This is a genomic window from Acidovorax sp. sic0104 (assembly GCF_019219095.1).
In the GTDB taxonomy this organism is placed as follows: Bacteria; Pseudomonadota; Gammaproteobacteria; order Burkholderiales; family Burkholderiaceae_C; genus Acidovorax.
The window spans coordinates 323501-341818 of the sequence record NZ_JAHUWH010000002.1 but is presented as its reverse complement, the minus strand read 5'-3'; the positions used below and the strand labels follow the sequence as shown (position 1 = coordinate 341818).

Here is an 18318-nt window from a genome sequence, read left to right as displayed (position 1 = left end):
GTGCTGATTCGACAAGGGTTTTTGCATCTGCCTAAACAACTTCCATTTCCTTTGGATTGACTGACCAGAAGAGGGGCCCGGAGAGGGGGAGGCCAAAGGCCGCCATGTCTTCATCCCGTCTTTGCTGTCATTCAAGAGATCAAAGGAACAGTCATGGTTGGCATTGTTGCGGGCAATAGCTTGGGTTTGTCGTCTACGTCGCTGGGTGTTCTCAATGGGGGTGTGCACGACCTTCAAGCTGCAGTTGGCCGGGGCAGGGATTTTGCGTACGTCAATGCGACGACAGGCAACCTGGTGATACAGCGCAATGACGAGTTGGTGATGGGGCTGGGTACAGATACCGCGGTCCTGCGAACCTACAACAGCCAGGGTCTGCTCGATGACGACAATGCGGACAACTGGCGCATCGGTTTTTACCGCTCACTCAACGCGCTCACCGGCACGCTCAACGGGGCGGGAAGCTCGATCGTTCGGGTGGATGCGGACGGCGCGCAATCTCTCTATCGCTATGACCCAGCCCTGCAGGTCTACGTGTGCAAGGATGGCTCGGGTGCCTACGACCATCTCAAGTTCAACCTGGCCGAAAACACCTGGACCTGGAGCGACGGGGCATCCAGCACCGTCGAAACGTACGACTGGACCGGCTCCACCGGCCGCTTGCAAACGCAAAGCGATTCCGACAGCCACCTGGTCACGTATGCATACCGCGGCAACCTGCTTGCCAGCGTGACCAACGCGAGTGGAGATGTCAGCTACCTTGAATACTTGGGGAGCAACCTCACCAGCGTCAAGAGTTTCTATGCCAGCGGACAAGAGTCGGTGCTTGTTCGCTATGGATACGATTACGCAAACCGACTCTCGGAAGTGGTGGTAGACCTGTCGCCGGACGATGCCTCCATTGCCGATGGCAACACCTACGTCACGCGCTACACCTATGACGGAGACAGCCACCGCGTCTCCAGCATCCTCCAGAAGGACGGCTCGGCGCTTTACGTGACATACGGGCTCGTCGCAGGCAAGCAGCGGGTGCTGGAGGCGACCCAGGTTGTGGACGGCAACCTTCAGCTACTACAACGCGCTGGACCAGCGCATTGCACAAGTGGACGCAGAAGGCTAGCGGTTCCACATCAGGGGAAGCCCGACCCGAACCTCTTTGTGCCAGCTGGCTGGGCCAGACCTCCGGCCAGATGGCCGCCGAACTACTTCGTCTTTCGTGACCATAAATCTGCGAAATCATGTCTCGAACAATTTCTTCGATGGACTCCACCGAGCCAGGCCCGTACTCAAGCCCATCCTCGCTTGCTTCTTCTGCGTCTGCAAATGAGGAGCCGGCTCATGTCCAGCGCATTGAGCTGAGTGAGCTTTCTGCGCAGCCAGAAGACATGGATTCGAGGCATGGCAAGCTTGCGCCGTTGGTGTCGACCCTGCACCCATTGCAGCAGGTGAAAGCCACTTTGCAAGTGTGCGTAGGTTCTGCAAGCTTGACGGTCGGCGAACTTCTGGGCGCGCAAGAGCAGCAGGTACTTCAGTTGGACCGCGACATCCATCAGCCCGTCGATCTCTTGCTGGAAGGGCATGTGATCGCACGTGGCCAACTGGTTGCGGTGGGCGATCACTTCGCGGTCCGCATCACGGAGCTTCCTCTTCCCATGGACCTTCCTGGTGCTGCCCAGCCATGAGCCTGCCCAAGAGCATTCCGCTACGCCGTGAAGTGCCTGACGCAGCTTTGGGTAGCGGCTCGGAGATCGCTTGGCTCGGGTTGCTCATTCCGATCGCACTGGTGGCTGTCGCACTTTTGCGGACAATGAAAAGTCGGTCCCGTGCCATGTCGGATGGGGGGGCTTCCGCTATGCCAAAACCGTTGAGGGGATGGTTGCATCGAAGTTCATCAGGCGGACTGCAGGTGAGGGAAAGCCGTCGGCTGACCCCGGGGCACAGCGTACACGAAATCGAATGGCGTGGAAGGACACTGCTGATCGGTTGCAGCAGTCAGTCCATTCATGTGCTGGCAGAAACAAGTACCCGAGAGCATTGGGCGCCCGATCCCTGCGGCAAGTCAGCAGGTGACTCCGCATGAAGCCGGCGTTCCGTCGTATCCAACCGCGTCTCCGTTGGAACGTCAGCGCGAGCGTCGGCCTGATCGCAACCGTCGTGGCGCTCTCGGTGTGCGATGTTGCGCAAGCCCAGTCCGCAAGCCAGGCAGGGCCCGCAGAAACCTCGCAAGCCCTGAGGATTGTCCTGGGCCTGACATTGCTCGCGGTATTGCCCGCACTTCTAGTATGTATCACGGCGTTCCTGCGCATCATCATCGTTCTATCCATGCTTCGCCATGCCATCGGCATGACTGAAACACCTCCTAATACCGTGCTCATCGGGTTGGCACTTTTTCTCACAGTCTTCACGATGGCTCCGGTCTTCGAGAAGGTCAATCAGGAAGCCTTCCAGCCCTTCATGGCAGGCAAACTCAGCATGGAGGCGGGCTATTCCAAAGGCATATCGCCTTTGAGGGATTTCATGGTCCGCCAAACACGAGAGCAGGACCTCGCCTTGATGGTTGAGCTGTCTAAAGCACCTGCACCTCAATCGATGGAGGACATCAGCAACGTCCAGTTGATCCCGGCATTCATGCTGTCAGAACTGCGTGCCGCTTTTCAAATCGGGTTTGTGGTCTTCCTGCCCTTCTTGCTGATCGATCTTATTGTGTCCAGCGTGCTGATGACGTTGGGCATGATGATGATGCCGCCGACCTCCATCGCACTGCCCATCAAGATATTGATGTTCATCCTGATCGATGGCTGGAGCCTGTTGCTCAAGGCGCTGGTCGGCAGTTTCCACTGACGTTGCCTTGGTTGTTCAGATGGGGACTGCGCTGCAACATCCGAATGGGTGCGACACTTCTGCGCAAGAGTCGGCACTTTGGGCGCGGTGGGTGGATCACAATGACTTTCAGGCCCGAGAGCTGCTGGTTCGTCACTACATGCCGCTTGCGCGGACCCTTGCTGCAGTCAATTTCAAGGGGCGCTTCAACGACGATGTACCTTTTTCAGACTACATGCAACTGGCTTGTGTAGGACTGATGGAATCGGTAGATCGGTTCGAACCGCACCAAGCGGTGCCCTTCAAGTCCTATGCTGCGCATCGAATTCGCGGTGCGATCCTCAATGGCCTTGAGAAAGAAACGGAAAAGAACCAACAGATCGCCGCCCGCAAGCGGATCCGCAATGACCGCTTGGAAGCAGTCAAGGCCAATGCCAAGGAGTCGGCCGCCTCGCCATGCATCGAGGCAAAGCCAAGCTCACAGAAAGTTCAGCGGGATCTGTTGTGCTATCTGGCAGAGGTCGGCATCGGCTTGGCGTTGGGTGTGTTGCTGGAAGACTCTGCGATGGTGTTGGATCAGGAGCCTGCAGATACTTCCGAGTCGGCGTCTCCTGAGGCGAGCTACTTTCGCAAGAGCGAAACAGCCCGCCTGCGCGAGTTGCTGCGCGCCGCTGTGTCCCAGCTCCCCGACAGGGAGCGTACGGTCATCCGGTATCACTACCAACAGGAGGTCGCGTTTGACGAAGTCGGTAGGCTCTTGAACGTGTCCCGAGGCAGAATCTCCCAGTTGCACCGGCAAGCTCTTATCCGGCTGAGAACTGCATTGGGGCAGGGACCGCCGGTCGATGTTTCCTGGTAGCCCCTGGTGGGCGGTATGTTCCAGTCTGCACGATGTTCATTCCGCTCTGTTGCCACCTGAGCTTCATTCTCACGTTTTGAACTTCACCTTTACCTGCAACCCAAAATGACAAAATCCCTGGACGGCTCGTCCTTGTTGATTGAGCAAGCATTGGCTGCAAGCCATGCAGGCGACACCGAGCGTGCATTGGTGCTGCTTGCCGGGCTGCCAGCGAACAGCCCTCATCCGGAATTCCACATTTCCTCATGGGATCCGAATATGCAGCGCTCGGGCAGATCGATCAGGCCGACGTGGCATTTTCGAACGCGGTGCTGCTAGCGCCCCATCTGCATGTTGCGAGGTATCAGCTGGGATTGCTTCAGTACAGCAGTGGCCGAGTGCCTGCAGCACTCGTCACGTGGCAGCCGTTACTGGCGCTCGGAGAGAGCAGCCCGATGACGCACTGGGTCAAAGGTTTCGGTGCGTTGGCGCAGGATCAGTTCGGCGCAGCGAAAATGCATTTCGAAAGAGGTGTGCAACTCAATCTCGACAACTTGCCGATGTCCTCAGACATTCTCAACATCGTTCGCGAGATTGATGCAGTGCTGAAAAATCCGTCAACAGTTGCACCGCAGGCTGCTTCGGTTCAGCATTCAGACGACAGTGAATCGTCTTCGCATTTTCTGGTGTCGAACTATGGGCGCCAGGGATCATTGCACTGAGACTCCTGCCGCATTGCCCTTCCAGACGTTTGCTCCAGATGACACGCATTGACGCCGCAGCAGCAATGAACGCGCTTCTGAAATCGCGGCCCGACGCGGGCGGGCGCGCGAATTCGACGGCAACAGTGCCAGTGGGCGCCAAAGTGCCAGATGACCGGACAGCGCATGCCAAGGTCGTGAGTCAGGCCAACCCTCTCATCGAGCTGCAGGTGCTTCAGCGGATTCGTACCATTGCACCGGATGATCCTCAGCGACGACGAAAGGCTTTCCGGATATTCATGGAATCCGTGTTGCTGAATCAGCTTGGACGATCACTATGGGGGGACCCTGAATTCAATCAGCTCGTCGACAAGGTCGTACAGCAGATTGAAGACGATCCCAGTCTTCATGAAAGCAGTTTGATGGCTGCGGAAATTCTCATTGAGCACAGCTGCGCGATGGAGTGACGCCTCAATGATCGTGGCACTGCCATGGGCCGATCATTGGTCTCGATGATCGGCCGCTGCCAAAAAAACTGGCCCACGGGCCCCGCTCAAAGCGGGACAGAACCTGCCTTGCGTTTCAGTGGTGGCAAGTGTGTGCCCGGCTGGCCTCTCGTGGTTTTTAACGGAACCGCAAGCAAGCCCTGGCATGTTTCATCGGTGTGCGCATCGCCGTATCACTGGTCTGGATCGATCGGCGTTGCCCGATAACCGGCAGCGGGCGCAAACAAATCCCACGTCGCAATGAAAAGTGCCGCAATCACAGGGCCGATGACAAACCCAGTCAAGCCGAACAAGGCCATGCCGCCCAGCGTTGAGATCAGCACGACGTAGTCCGGCATTTTCGTGTCCTTGCCGACCAGAATGGGGCGCAGCACGTTGTCTACCAGGCCGATCACGAACACGCCATAGGCGATCAGAACGACCCCTTGCCATACCGCGCCTGTCGCAAGGAAGTAGATGGCCACGGGCAGCCAGATCAGCCCTGCACCCACGGCAGGAAGCAGTGAAAGGAAGGCCATCAGGACACCCCACAGCACGGGGCCCTGAATGCCTAGGATCCAGAAGATCAAGCCACCCAAGGCGCCTTGCGACGCCGCCACCACGATGTTGCCCTTGACCGTGGCTCGGATCACGGTCGTGAACTTGTCGACCAACTGGCGCTTGTGGGCCTCGTCCAGTGGGGTGGCCTGGCCGATGCGCAGTGCCAGGCGATTTCCGTCGCGCAGCAGAAAGAACAGCAGGTACAGCATGATCCCGAAGCTGACCACGAACTCGAGGGTGTTCTGACCGATGCTCAGTGCCTGTGCGGCCACGAACTGGCTGGCCTGCACAGCCACGGACGAGAATTTCTCCTGTAACTGCACGACCGATGTGAGGTTCAGGCGGTCCAGCATATTCACTGCCCAGCCGGGCAGGGCGGCAATGACCTGCTGGAGGTACACGCCAAAATTGAGCTGGCCGGAGCGCACACGCTCGTACACCACCGTGGCTTCCTGGATCAGCGAGATGGTGATGGCGGTCATGGGCAGGATCACGATCACCAGGCACAGGCCCAGCGTGCTGAGGGCCGCAAGGTTCGTGCGCCGAGGCATTCGACGCAAGAGCTTGCGGTGCAGCGGCGCGAACAGGATGGCCAGGATGACGCCCCAGAAGACGGCCCCGTGGAACTGCCAGAGGATGGCTCCGAAGGCAATGGTGACCAGGATCAGCAGCAGCAGGAAAGCTTTGGACTGGAGATGGGCGGGCGTCATGTTGTGCGGTGCAATGGAACAACCCGCAATGTAAGCGAGCCGGGCACTTTCCCGTGGCCGGCACTATTTGTTTTTGGCCTTGCAAGCCCGCAAAGTTGGGTGCTTCCCGGTTCGGTGGCACAATGGCGCCCGCAACCAGGCCCTTCCCCAGCCACTGTCGCATCCGCCAATCGGTTCAGCCGTGTCGCGGAAGGTTTCTCAACCAGCTAATGCTTTCCCAAGGAAAGCGGAGGTCAGCGGAATATGAGCGATACGACATCCGTCTATCAAGCCTACCAAGGCAACACCTACCTCTTCGGCGGCAATGCGCCCTATGTCGAAGAGATGTACGAAAACTACCTTGCCAACCCCGGTAGCGTGCCAGACAACTGGCGCGAGTACTTTGACGCACTGCAAAATGTGCCTGCGGTGGACGGCAGCAATGCCAAGGACGTCCCGCACCTCCCCGTCATCAATGCCTTTGCCGAGCGTGCAAAGCAGGGCGGCACCAAGGTCGTCGTCGCCACGGGCGCCGACTCCGAACTGGGCCGCAAGCGCACCGCCGTCCAGCAGCTGATTGCCGCATACCGCAATGTGGGCCAGCGCTGGGCCGATCTGGACCCCCTCAAGCGCACCGAGCGTCCTGCGATCCCTGAACTCGAACCCTCGTTCTACGGCTTCAGCGACTCCGACCAGGAAGTCGTGTTCAACACCAGCAACACGTTCTTCGGCAAGGAATCCATGCCGCTGCGTGAGCTGATCAACGCCCTGCGCGAAACGTATTGCGGCTCCATCGGTGCCGAATACATGTACGCCACCGACCAGAATCAGAAGCGCTGGTGGCAGGAAAAGCTGGAAACCATCCGCAGCAAGCCCAGCTTCGGTGCGGACAAGAAGAAGCAGATTCTGGATCGCCTGACGGCTGCCGAGGGCCTGGAGCGCTTCCTGCACACCAAGTATGTCGGCCAGAAGCGGTTCTCGCTGGAAGGTGGTGAAAGCTTCATCGCCGCCATGGACGAGCTGATCCAGTCTGCCGGCGCCAAGGGCGTGCAGGAAATCGTGATTGGCATGGCCCACCGCGGTCGCCTGAACGTGCTGGTCAATTCGCTGGGCAAGATGCCCAAGGACCTGTTCGCCGAGTTCGACCACACCGCACCCGAAGACTTGCCATCGGGCGACGTGAAGTACCACCAGGGCTTCAGCTCCGACGTGACCACCCCTGGCGGCCCGGTTCACCTGTCGCTCGCGTTCAACCCCTCCCACCTGGAAATCGTGAACCCCGTGGTCGAAGGCTCGGTGCGCGCCCGCATGGACCGCCGCGCCGACCCCCAGGGCAAGCAAGTGCTGCCCGTGCTGGTGCACGGTGACGCAGCCTTTGCCGGCCAGGGCGTGAACCAGGAAACCCTGGCGCTGGCCCAGACCCGTGGCTACTCCACGGGCGGCACGGTGCACATCATCATCAACAACCAGATCGGTTTCACTACGTCGGACCCCCGCGATGCACGCTCCACGCTGTATTGCACCGACATCGTCAAGATGGTCGAGTCGCCCGTTCTGCACGTGAACGGCGACGATCCAGAAGCCGTGGTTCTGGCCACCCAGCTCGCCCTCGAGTTCCGCATGGAATTCCAGAAGGACGTGGTTGTGGACATCATCTGCTTCCGCAAGCTGGGCCACAACGAGCAGGACACGCCTGCCCTGACCCAGCCGCTGATGTACAAGAAGATCGGCCAGCACCCAGGCACGCGCAAACTGTACGCCGACAAGCTGGCCACGCAAGGCCTGGGCGAGACGCTGGGCGACGACATGGTCAAGGCCTACCGCGCCGCCATGGATTCGGGCAAGCACACGGTAGACCCTGTGCTGACCAACTTCAAGAGCAAGTACGCCGTGGACTGGAGCCCGTTCCTCGGCAAGAAGTGGACTGACGCGGGCGATACCGCGATCCCTCTGGCCGAGTGGAAGCGCCTGGCCGAGAAGATCACGACCATCCCCGAAAGCGTGACGCCGCACCAGCTGGTCAAGAAGGTGTACGACGACCGCGCCGCCATGGGCCGTGGCGAGATCCCCGTGGATTGGGGCATGGGCGAGCACATGGCGTTTGCATCGCTGGTGGCCAGCGGCTACCCCGTGCGCCTGTCGGGTGAAGACTGCGGCCGTGGCACGTTCACGCACCGCCACTCGGTGATTCACGACCAGAAGCGCGAAAAGTGGGACATCGGCACCTACACGCCGCTGCAGAACGTAGCCGACAACCAGGCTCCGTTTGTCGTCATCGACTCCATCCTGTCCGAAGAAGCCGTGCTGGGCTTCGAATACGGCTATGCGTCGAATGACCCCAACACCCTGGTGATCTGGGAGGCCCAGTTCGGCGACTTCGCCAACGGCGCGCAGGTCGTTATCGACCAGTTCATCGCCTCGGGAGAAGTGAAATGGGGCCGTGTCAACGGCATCACGCTGATGCTGCCCCACGGCTACGAAGGCCAGGGTCCCGAGCACAGCTCGGCGCGTCTTGAGCGCTTCATGCAGCTGTCGGCTGACACCAACATGCAAGTGGTGCAGCCCACCACGGCCAGCCAGATCTTCCACGTGCTGCGCCGCCAGATGGTGCGTGATCTGCGCAAGCCGCTGATCATCATGACGCCCAAGTCGCTGCTGCGCAACAAGGATGCCACCTCGCCACTGTCCGAGTTCACCAAGGGCAGCTTCCAGACTGTGATCCCAGAACAGGATGAGGCCATCGTGAAGAAGGCCGCCAAGGTCAAGCGCGTGATCGCCTGCTCCGGCAAGGTGTACTACGACCTCGTGAAGAAGCGCACCGAGCGTGAAGACGATGACGTGGCCATCATCCGTGTGGAACAGCTCTACCCGTTCCCGCACAAGGCTTTTGCTGCCGAGCTCAAGAAGTACCCCAACGCCACGGACATCGTGTGGTGCCAGGACGAGCCGCAGAACCAGGGCGCCTGGTTCTTCATCCAGCACAACATCCACGAGAACATGCTCGAAGGCCAGAAGCTGGGTTACTCCGGCCGTGCGGCTTCGGCATCGCCCGCCGTGGGTTACTCGCACCTGCACCAAGAGCAGCAAAAGGCGCTGGTCGATGGTGCGTTTGCCAAGCTCAAGGGTTTTGTCCTGACCAAGTAAGGCCAGCTACCCCTACCGAACACAGAACAGAACCCTACTGAAAGAATTCAAAATGGCTATCGTAGAAGTCAAAGTCCCCCAGCTGTCCGAATCCGTGGCCGAAGCCACCATGCTGACCTGGAAGAAGAAGGCCGGTGAAGCCGTGGCCGTGGACGAAATCCTCATCGAGATCGAGACCGACAAGGTGGTGCTGGAAGTGCCCGCGCCGTCTGCTGGCGTGTTGGCTGAAATCATCCAGGGCGACGGCGCCACCGTGGTGGCCGACCAGCTCATCGCCAAGATCGACACCGAAGGCAAGGCGGGAGCCGCCGCACCGGCCGCAGCCCCTGCTGCTGCGCCTGCCGCCGCCGCAGCGCCCGCTGCCGCTGCAGCAGCAGCCCCTGTCGCCGCTGGCGGTTCCAAGGGCGACGTTGCCATGCCCGCAGCTGCCAAGCTGCTGGCCGACAACAACCTGTCCGTGTCGGCCGTGGCCGGCACCGGCAAGGATGGCCGCGTGACCAAGGGCGACGTGCTGTCGGCAGTGGCTGGCGGCGCCAAGGTTGCCGCAGCGCCCAGTGTGATTCCCACCGGCGTGCCGACCAAGGCCTTGCCCCAGGTGTCCGCACCTGCCGCCAAGGAAGACCTGAGCGGCCGCCCTGAGCAGCGCGTGCCCATGAGCCGCCTGCGCGCCCGTGTGGCCGAGCGCCTGCTGCAGTCGCAATCGACCAATGCCATCCTGACCACGTTCAACGAAGTGAACATGGCCCCGGTGATGGACCTGCGCAAGAAATTCCAGGATTCCTTCACCAAGGAACACGGTACCAAGCTGGGATTCATGTCCTTCTTCGTGAAGGCCGCCGTGCACGCCCTCAAGAAGTACCCCGTGCTGAACGCGTCGGTGGACGGCAATGACATCGTCTACCACGGCTATTTCGACATCGGTATCGCCGTGGGTTCGCCCCGTGGCCTGGTGGTGCCCATCCTGCGCAATGCAGACCAGATGAGCTTCGCTGACATCGAAAAGAAGATCGCCGAGTTCGGCAAGAAGGCCGCAGAAGGCAAGCTGGGCATCGAAGAAATGACCGGCGGCACGTTCTCCATCTCCAATGGCGGCACCTTCGGCTCCATGATGTCCACCCCCATCATCAACCCGCCCCAGTCTGCCATTCTGGGCGTGCACGCCACGAAGGACCGCGCCATGGTCGAAAACGGCCAGGTCGTGGTGCGTCCGATGAACTATCTGGCCATGTCCTATGACCACCGCATCATCGACGGCCGCGAAGCCGTGCTGGGCCTGGTGGCAATGAAGGACGCCCTGGAAGACCCATCGCGCCTGCTGTTCGACATCTGATCCCCTGACTGCATCGACCCACCCGCGCGGCCGACCTGTGGTCCTGCCCGCTGGTGGGTCTTTCTCCAACAGACCGAGCGAGATTTCTCATGAGCAAACAATTTGATGTGATCGTCATTGGCGGTGGCCCAGGCGGCTACGTGGCTGCCATCCGTGCCGCCCAGCTGGGCTTCAACGTGGCCTGTATCGACGAGTGGAAGAACGAAAAGGGCGGCCCAGCGCCTGGTGGCACATGCACCAACGTGGGCTGCATTCCTTCCAAGGCGCTGCTGCAGTCGTCCGAGCATTTCGAGCATGCCAACAAGCACTTCGCCGAGCACGGCATCACGGCCAGCGACGTCAAGATGGACGTGGCCAAGATGATCGCCCGCAAGGACACTGTCGTGAAGCAGAACAACGACGGCATCCTGTACCTGTTCAAGAAGAACAAGATCAGCTTCTTCCACGGCCGTGGCTCGTTCGTCAAAGCGGCTGAAGGTGGCTACGAGATCAAGGTGGCCGGCGCCGCCGAAGAATCCCTCACCGGCAAACAGATCATCATCGCCACCGGCTCCAACGCCCGTGCGCTGCCTGGTACGCCTTTCGACGAAGAGCTGGTGCTGTCCAACGACGGCGCGCTGCGCGTGGGCGCGGTGCCCAAGAAGCTCGGCCTGATCGGCTCGGGCGTGATCGGCCTGGAAATGGGCTCGGTGTGGCGCCGCCTGGGCGCTGAAGTCACCATCCTCGAAGGTCTGCCGACCTTCCTGGGCGCAGTGGACGAGCAGATCGCCAAGGAGGCCAAGAAGGCCTTCGACAAGCAGGGCCTGAAGATCGAACTGGGCGTGAAGGTCGGCGAGATCAAGACCGGCAAGAAGGGCGTGAGCATTGCCTACACCAACGCCAAGGGCGAAGCCCAGTCGCTGGACGTTGACAAGCTCATCGTCTCCATCGGCCGTGTGCCCAACACCATCGGCCTGAACGTGGAAGCCGTGGGCCTGGCATTGGACGAGCGCGGCGCCATCGTGGTGGACGGAGACTGCAAGACCAACCTGCCCGGCGTGTGGGCGGTGGGCGACGTGGTGCGCGGCCCGATGCTGGCGCACAAGGCCGAGGAAGAAGGCGTTGCCGTGGCCGAGCGCATTGCCGGCCAGCACGGCCATGTGAACTTCAACACCGTGCCCTGGGTCATCTACACCAGCCCCGAGATCGCGTGGGTGGGCCGCACCGAACAGCAGCTCAAGGCCGACGGCGTCAAGTACAAGGCCGGCACTTTCCCGTTCCTGGCGAATGGCCGCGCGCGCGCGCTGGGCGACACCACCGGCATGGTCAAGATGCTGGCCGATGCCGAGACCGACGAAATCCTGGGCGTGCACATCGTGGGCCCGCAGGCCAGCGAGCTGATCTCCGAAGCCGTGGTGGCCATGGAGTTCAAGGCCAGCAGCGAAGACATCGCGCGCATCTGCCACGCGCACCCATCCTTGAGCGAAGCCACGAAGGAAGCAGCCCTGGCCGTGGACAAGCGCACGCTGAACTTCTGATATTTGAATGAAAAAGGGCTCCAGCGCTTGGTGGTCAAGCGCTGGCAGCTATTGAATTCATAGTATCGGAAGGAAGAGTGCCCATCCCGTGACAGTCAAACAGGCTTATCTGGCCGAGCTGGCCGCCAAAGGCTACCAAAGCGACCCGGCCCAACTGCGGGCCGTGGACGCGCTGCAGCGCTGCGCCGACGAGTGGGCTGCCTACAAGGCGCAGCGCTCCAATGCGCTCAAGAAGCTGATCAACCGGCCCGACATTCCGCGTGGCGTGTACATGTACGGCGGGGTGGGGCGGGGCAAGAGCTTCCTCATGGAATGCTTCTTCAACGCCGTGCCGCTCAAGCGCAAGGTGCGCCTTCATTTCCACGAATTCATGCGCGAAGTGCACCGCGAACTGGTCGCGCTGCAAGGCACGCAAAATCCGCTGGACGTGCTGGGCGAGCGGATTGCCAAGCGCTACAAGCTCATCTGCTTTGATGAGTTCCACGTGGCGGACATCACCGACGCGATGATCCTGCACCGCTTGCTGGTGGCGCTGTTCGACAACGGTGTGGGCTTTGTGACCACGTCCAATTTCATGCCGGACGAGCTGTACCCTGGCGGCCTGCACCGCGACCGCATTCTGCCGGCGATCGCGCTGCTCAATGAGAAGCTGGAAGTGGTCAACGTCGACAACGGCACCGACTACCGGCGCCGCACGATGGAACATGTGAAGCTCTACCATACGCCATTGGGCGCCGAGGCCGACGCCGAGATGCGGCAAGCCTTTGAGCAGCTGGCCGAAGTGCGCGACGAAGACCCGGTGCTGCACATCGAGCAACGCGAGATCCGTGCGCGGCGCAAGGCTGGCGGCGTGGTGTGGTTCGACTTCAAGACGCTTTGCGGCGGCCCCCGTTCGCAGAACGACTACCTGGAGATCGCCACGCAGTTCCACACCGTGTTGCTCTCCGACGTGCCGTACATGCCGGTGAGCATGGCATCGCCTGCACGGCGGTTCACCTGGCTGGTGGACGTGCTGTACGACCGGCGTGTGAAGCTCATCATGTCGGCGGCGGTGCCGCCCGAGCAGCTGTACACCGAAGGGCCTTTGGCGCACGAGTTTCCGCGCACCGTGTCGCGGCTCAACGAAATGCAGTCCAAGGAATTCCTGGCGCTGGAGCGCCGCAACGTGGATACGGGGCTGACATGAAGCAACGCGTGTTCCTTTCCCTCATCCTGGTGCTGGGCGGCGTGCCGGGTGCCGGTGCGTGGGCGCAAGCGACCTCCACGGCGTCACAGCCAGCGCGGGTCCAGCTGGCATCTGATTCTCCGGCTGCTGCTTTTGACTCTGCGGCGGAATCCCGGGAGCGCAGCGCCCGCGCCGCCACCGCAGCCCAGCGCAGGGCGGAGCACGAGCGCATCCGCCATGAGCGTGACGCGGTCAAGGCCCAGCGCCTGCACGAGGAAGCGCAGTGCTACAAGCAGTTCGCCGTAGAGGATTGCCTGAGGCCGCTGCGCGCCCGGGCCCGTGATGCGGAAACACGGCTGCGCGCGCAGGAGGTCGAACTCAATGACGCCGAACGCAAGGAAAAGGCCGCAGACCGGCTGAGGTCCATCGAGGACAAGCAACGCCCGGCGCAGCCAGACGCGACGGTGCGTGGCGGCCCCGGTGCCGTGCTCCGCAGCCCCGCGCCGGACCCGCAGGCCACCAAAGCACAACGCGACCATGATGCGCAGCTGCGGGCGCAGCAGCAGCGCAGCAGGGTCGAAAAGCAGACCCAGGAGCAGGCAGGCCGCGCTGCAGAAGGCGCCGAACGTGCGTCGCAGGCCCGCACCCGCCATGCCGAGACACTCCAGGCAGCCCAGGAACGCCGGGCCAGGGTTGAAAAAGCGCAGGCCGACGCCGCCGCACAAGGGCGCAAGCCTGCCGCGCCTCTGCCCGCACCTCCCGCGCCGGCCGCATCGGCTCCAGCCCGATAGGTCTTGAGGGTTGGCCCCTTCGAGCGCAATGCGCGGCATAGCCACCGCAGCCAACCTTCGCAATGGCGAACGCCGTGGGTTCAGGGCACCGGGTGAATGCCCGCGTTGCCCGGCGCATGGCTTGTTGCGATGCATGCGCGCCCGCGATCTGTGTGTGCATCGCGCTCGCGCAGCGGTTGCAGACACCGTACCGTTGGGCTCAACCCTGAGGGCATGAAGCCCGGGGCTGCCGGCAAACGTTCAGGGGCGGCCTGCGTCCAATGGCACGAGGCGGGCGACTTTCTTTTCTTCCACCAGCGGCTCGATCTTCACGATCACCAGCGACAGGTTGTCACCGCCCCCCCGTGCGCGCGAGCGGGCTTTCTCGATCAGGAATTCAGTGGCTTCGCGGGGTGACAGGGAGTCGACCACCGATCCCAGTTCGGTGGGCGAGAAGTAGTGCCACACGCCGTCACTGCACGCCATGAGGACATCGCCCGGCTGCAACTGCGGGATGACGTGGGTGGTGATGGGGGGATCGCTTTCGGTGCCCAGGCAACCCACGAGTATGTTCGAGTGAGGGTGGTTGTTGGCCTCGGCTTCGGTGAGCTCGCCTCGGTCCACCAGCGCCTGCACATAGGAGTGGTCGCTGGTACGGAACACCATGCGCGCGCCCTGGAAGTGGTAGATACGCGAGTCGCCTGCATGCACCCAGTGGCAGTCTCCACGTGGGTTGATGAGGAAGGCCGCAATGGTGCTGTGCGGCTCCTGCTCGGCCGCGATGGCGGTGAGGCGGATGACGATGTGGGCTTCCTCCACCATGCTCTTGAGCATGGCCACCGGGTCATCGGTGTCGGGCGAATAACGCTCGAACAGCTGGCGCGCGGTCATCATGACCTGGTCGGACGCCTTGCGGCCGCCACTGCGGCCGCCCATGCCGTCGGCGATGACGCCCAGCACGCAGCCGTTGTGCCGCTCGTGTGAGATCAAGGCCACCTGGTCTTGCTGGTACTCCCGATCTCCTTTGTGGATACCGGTGGACGCGATGAGGCGAAACGCTTTGGTCATGCTGTGGATTGTGGAGGCGCGTGTGAGAACGGCCATCGTGAAGGGGCTGCCAAACGCTTATTATCGGCCTGCCTGTGGCGTTTTTGCCATGCCATGGCGTCTTTGCCTTGAATCCCCCCTTGTTCACCACGCTCCAACGGCAACGCGCCGGTCAAGCCTGCACGGGCTGCCGTCCGACGGGCCTGCGATCGATTGCCGACCGCGCACCTGCTCCAGCTCCCACCCCATCGTGCGGATTTCACAGCCGGGGCTGCTGCTGATGGCCTGGGCCGACATGGTGCCGGAGGTGTTCGCCGCCGATGGGGTGCTGGCGCGCGCAGACCCGCACTTTCAGCCGCGCGAAGGGCAGACCCGCATGGCCGTTGCTGTTGCGCGGACCATGGAGCAGGGCGGCTCCCTGGTGGTTGAGGCTGGCACTGGCGTGGGCAAGACTTTCGCGTACCTGGTGCCCGCACTCCTCAGCGGCGAGAGGGTGCTGCTGTCCACGGCAACCAAGGCGCTGCAGGACCAGCTTTTCGCTCGGGATCTTCCGCTGCTTGCCCAGACCCTTGGACTGCCCTTGCGCATGGCGCTGCTCAAGGGACGGGCGAGCTACCTGTGCCTGTACCGTCTTGAGCGTGCACGCCACGAGGCCTTGGGACAGGACCGCGGCGTGGCCCGCGTGCTGGCCAAAGTGGAGGACTGGTCCCGCAACACCCGTTCGGGCGACCTGGCTGAACTCACCGGCCTTGACGAGCGTTCGCCCGTGATACCCCTGGTCACATCCACGCGCGAAAATTGCCTCGGCTCACAGTGTCCCCGGTTTCGGGAGTGCCACGTGCACCTGGCGCGCCGGGAGGCTTTGGCTGCAGATATCGTGGTCATCAATCACCACTTGTTCTTTGCCGATGTGGCGGTGCGCGAATCGGGCATGGCGGAGCTGCTGCCGTCCGTGCGCGTCGTCGTCTTCGACGAAGCCCACCAGATCAACGAGACGGGTGTGCAGTTTCTGGGGATGCAGCTTTCTTCCGGTCAACTGGTGGACTTCGGCCGGGATGTGCTTGCAGCTGGCCTGCAGCACGCGCGCGGCCTGGCCGACTGGCAGAGCCTGACGGGCGGTGTTGACCGGTCTGTGCGCGACCTGCTGCTGCTGGCAGGCCAGCAGCACGGCACAAGCAGACTGCGCTGGACGGACGAAGCGCCCGAGGGCGTGCCGCAGGCGCCATGGACCACGGCCCTGCACCGGGTAGCACAGGCATGCGCCGATGCACAGGAAGCGCTGGACACAGTGAGCGAGATCGCGCCCGACTTCGTGCGCCTGTACGAGCGCTGCTCGGACCTGCTGGCGCGCATTGCGCGGTTCAGCGGGCCTGCCCAGCCCGAGGCCGTGCGATGGCTGGACGCGGGAGCGCAGCTGCGCTTGATCGAGTCGCCGCTGGACATTGCCGATGCCATGCGCACACGCGTGTTGGCAGCTCCCAAGGAGGTGTCTGACGCCGATGGCTGGCCGCTGGAGGCCGCGGAGGCTGGCCCAGGCCGGGCCTGGATATTCACCTCTGCCACGTTGGGCGATGACGATGCACTGACCTGGTTCACAGAACGAGCCGGTCTCCAGGATGCAAGCATCCTGCGGGTGGCCAGCCCCTTCGATTACGCGTCGCAGGCGGCCCTGTACGTGCCGCGGCATCTTCCATCCCCGGCGGATCCGGCCCACAGCGGGGCCCTGGCCCAATGGGTGGGCGATGCTGCGGCGGTGCTGGGCGGCCGTACGCTGGTCCTCACCACTACGCTCAAGGCGCTGCGCGCCGTGGGCGACGCGCTCAAGGCCAGATGGGGCGCCATGGGGGAGCTGGAGGTGCTGGTGCAAGGCGACTGGCCAAAGCGGCGACTGATGGAGCGGTTTCGGGAAGGCTCCGACCACGGCCAGCCAGGCTGCATTCTGGTGGCGTCAGCCACGTTCTGGGAGGGGTTCGATGTGCCGGGCGATGCGCTTGAGCTCGTCGTGATCGACAAGCTCCCGTTTCCCCCGCCCGGTGATCCCCTGGTGGAGGCGCGCACGCAGCGCATCGAAAGGTCGGGCGGAAAGGCTTTCAAGGCCTATGCGCTGCCAGAGGCGGCGGTGGCCCTCAAGCAAGGTGCTGGGCGACTGATCCGGCGTGAAACCGACAGGGGCATCCTGGTGGTGGGCGACACGCGGCTGGTGACCATGGGCTATGGCAAGCGCCTGCTGGCTGCGCTTCCGCCCATGCGGCGCCTGGCCTCCGATCAGGAGTTCAATGAGGCGCTGCAGGCGCTTACCAGAACTTCCACCAGGGGTTCGACGTCCCCTTGACCTCGCCGCGCAGGTAAGCGCTCTGGGGGTAGGAGCTGTCCATCACGCGGCGCGCATCGTCGCGCAACTGGGTCATGCCCAGCGCGTCATAAGACTGGATCAGGATGTACAGAGCCTCTTCCAGCGCGGGCACGCCCTGGTAGTCGGCCAGCGCGACCTGCGCCCGGCTGATGGCCGCCACGTAAGCGCCTCGCTCGAAGTAATAGCGCGCCACATGCACTTCATACTGGGCCAGCGAATTCACGATGTAGGTCATGCGCTGGCGGGCATCCTGCGCATAGCGCGAGTCCGGAAAGCGCGTGGCCAGCTCGCTGAACGACTCGAAGGAGTCCTTGGCGGCCTTCTGGTCCCGCTCCGACAGGTCCTGGCGTGAGATGAACGAGAACAGTCCCAGGTTGTCGTTGAAGTTGACCAGGCCCTTCAGATACAGCGCGTAGTCGAGCGCGGGGCTGGCCGGGTGCAACTTCATGAAGCGGTCCAGAGTGGCGATGGCCTGGGCCTTTTCGCCGGCCTTGAAATGGGCGTAGGCCTTGTCCAGCTGGGCCTGCTGCGCCAGAGGCGTGCCGGCAGCCCGGCCTTCGAGCTTTTCAAGCAGCGGGATCGCCTTGTCGTAGGCGCCGCTGTTCAGTTCGTCCTTGGCCTCCGAGTGGATGCGGTTGGGGCTCCATCCTGCCGTCTTGTCATCGGTAGTGGTGGAGCAGGCTGCCAGCAGACCAGCGACCAGCAAGGCGGAGACAAGGGGCAGTGGAGCACGCAGCATCGAAAGAAGCTTTCAGCAAAATAGAAACAAAATGTGCATCGTCGGCTACAGCGCGGGCCGCTGTTGCACAAGGGCCGCCTGTGGCCCGGGCGGCAAAAAAGCATTGTACTGGTCGCAGCGTGGCCACAGGACGGGCGCAGACCTTGTGATTTCTGCCGTGCG

At 62.4% G+C, this 18318-nt stretch carries 16 protein-coding genes; 13 read left to right on the top strand and 3 right to left on the bottom strand.

Annotated elements, in window-relative coordinates:
* Positions 1-153: 153 nt before the first annotated feature.
* The 7 genes from KW835_RS05715 to KW835_RS05690 all read left to right on the top strand — a co-directional run bounded on the left by KW835_RS05715 (position 154) and on the right by KW835_RS05690 (position 4823).
* Positions 154-1356, top strand: a complete 1203-nt coding sequence (locus KW835_RS05715; RefSeq protein WP_218381330.1) for a hypothetical protein — start codon at positions 154-156, stop codon at positions 1354-1356.
* Between the two features lie 59 nt (positions 1357-1415).
* A complete protein-coding gene (locus KW835_RS26775; protein WP_339385505.1) occupies positions 1416-1679 on the top strand; it encodes a FliM/FliN family flagellar motor switch protein in 264 nt (87 codons plus the stop codon).
* Positions 1676-2077 carry a flagellar biosynthetic protein FliO gene (locus tag KW835_RS27100; protein WP_370633586.1) on the top strand — a complete coding sequence of 134 codons (402 nt, stop codon included), beginning with the start codon at positions 1676-1678 and terminating at the stop codon, positions 2075-2077. Before KW835_RS26775 ends, KW835_RS27100 begins: the two co-directional genes overlap by 4 nt.
* Entirely contained in the window at positions 2074-2838 is a 765-nt protein-coding gene (gene fliP / locus KW835_RS05705) for a flagellar type III secretion system pore protein FliP (RefSeq protein WP_218381328.1), read from the top strand. The genes KW835_RS27100 and fliP overlap by 4 nt, the downstream gene beginning before the upstream one ends.
* A 91-nt stretch (positions 2839-2929) precedes the next feature.
* Entirely contained in the window at positions 2930-3676 is a 747-nt protein-coding gene (locus KW835_RS05700) for a sigma-70 family RNA polymerase sigma factor (RefSeq protein ID WP_339385504.1), read from the top strand.
* Positions 3677-3921: 245 nt separating this feature from the next.
* On the top strand, positions 3922-4377 hold the full coding sequence (locus KW835_RS05695) for a M48 family metallopeptidase (protein ID WP_218381326.1): 456 nt from the start codon (positions 3922-3924) through the stop codon (positions 4375-4377).
* A 38-nt stretch (positions 4378-4415) separates the two neighbouring features.
* Positions 4416-4823, top strand: coding sequence for a hypothetical protein (locus KW835_RS05690; RefSeq protein ID WP_218381325.1), 408 nt, complete (start codon positions 4416-4418; stop codon positions 4821-4823).
* 212 nt (positions 4824-5035) lie between these two features.
* Here the strand turns inward: KW835_RS05690 and KW835_RS05685 are convergent, their stop codons facing one another.
* Entirely contained in the window at positions 5036-6112 is a 1077-nt protein-coding gene (locus tag KW835_RS05685; protein ID WP_218381324.1) for an AI-2E family transporter, read from the bottom strand.
* Between the two features lie 243 nt (positions 6113-6355).
* Here KW835_RS05685 and KW835_RS05680 point away from each other — a divergent pair, with 243 nt between their 5' ends.
* The 5 genes from KW835_RS05680 (at position 6356) to KW835_RS05660 (ending at position 14038) form a co-directional block, all read left to right on the top strand.
* On the top strand, positions 6356-9235 hold the full coding sequence (locus KW835_RS05680) for a 2-oxoglutarate dehydrogenase E1 component (protein ID WP_218381323.1): 2880 nt from the start codon (positions 6356-6358) through the stop codon (positions 9233-9235).
* Between the two features lie 52 nt (positions 9236-9287).
* Positions 9288-10565 (top strand): 2-oxoglutarate dehydrogenase complex dihydrolipoyllysine-residue succinyltransferase, encoded by a 1278-nt coding sequence (odhB, locus tag KW835_RS05675; RefSeq protein ID WP_218381322.1) that lies wholly within the window; start codon positions 9288-9290, stop codon positions 10563-10565.
* A gap of 89 nt (positions 10566-10654) precedes the next feature.
* Complete coding sequence (lpdA, locus tag KW835_RS05670) at positions 10655-12082, top strand: dihydrolipoyl dehydrogenase (protein WP_218381320.1); 1428 nt, start codon at positions 10655-10657, stop codon at positions 12080-12082.
* Between the two features lie 88 nt (positions 12083-12170).
* Positions 12171-13268, top strand: coding sequence for a cell division protein ZapE (gene zapE / locus KW835_RS05665; RefSeq protein WP_218381318.1), 1098 nt, complete (start codon positions 12171-12173; stop codon positions 13266-13268).
* 8 nt (positions 13269-13276) lie between these two features.
* Complete coding sequence (locus tag KW835_RS05660; RefSeq protein ID WP_218381317.1) at positions 13277-14038, top strand: hypothetical protein; 762 nt, start codon at positions 13277-13279, stop codon at positions 14036-14038.
* A gap of 240 nt (positions 14039-14278) precedes the next feature.
* On the opposite strand, the gene KW835_RS05655 is transcribed toward KW835_RS05660, so the two are convergent.
* On the bottom strand, positions 14279-15085 hold the full coding sequence (locus KW835_RS05655) for a PP2C family serine/threonine-protein phosphatase (protein WP_218381315.1): 807 nt from the start codon (positions 15083-15085) through the stop codon (positions 14279-14281).
* A gap of 259 nt (positions 15086-15344) precedes the next feature.
* On the opposite strand from KW835_RS05655, the gene KW835_RS05650 reads away from it, so the two are divergent.
* Positions 15345-17396: an ATP-dependent DNA helicase gene (locus KW835_RS05650; protein ID WP_218381546.1), complete on the top strand. Its 2052-nt coding sequence runs from the start codon at positions 15345-15347 to the stop codon at positions 17394-17396.
* Here the strand turns inward: KW835_RS05650 and KW835_RS05645 are convergent.
* Positions 17359-18156, bottom strand: a complete 798-nt coding sequence (locus KW835_RS05645; protein WP_218381314.1) for an outer membrane protein assembly factor BamD — start codon at positions 18154-18156, stop codon at positions 17359-17361. The genes KW835_RS05650 and KW835_RS05645 overlap by 38 nt on opposite strands.
* Positions 18157-18318: the final 162 nt, after the last annotated feature.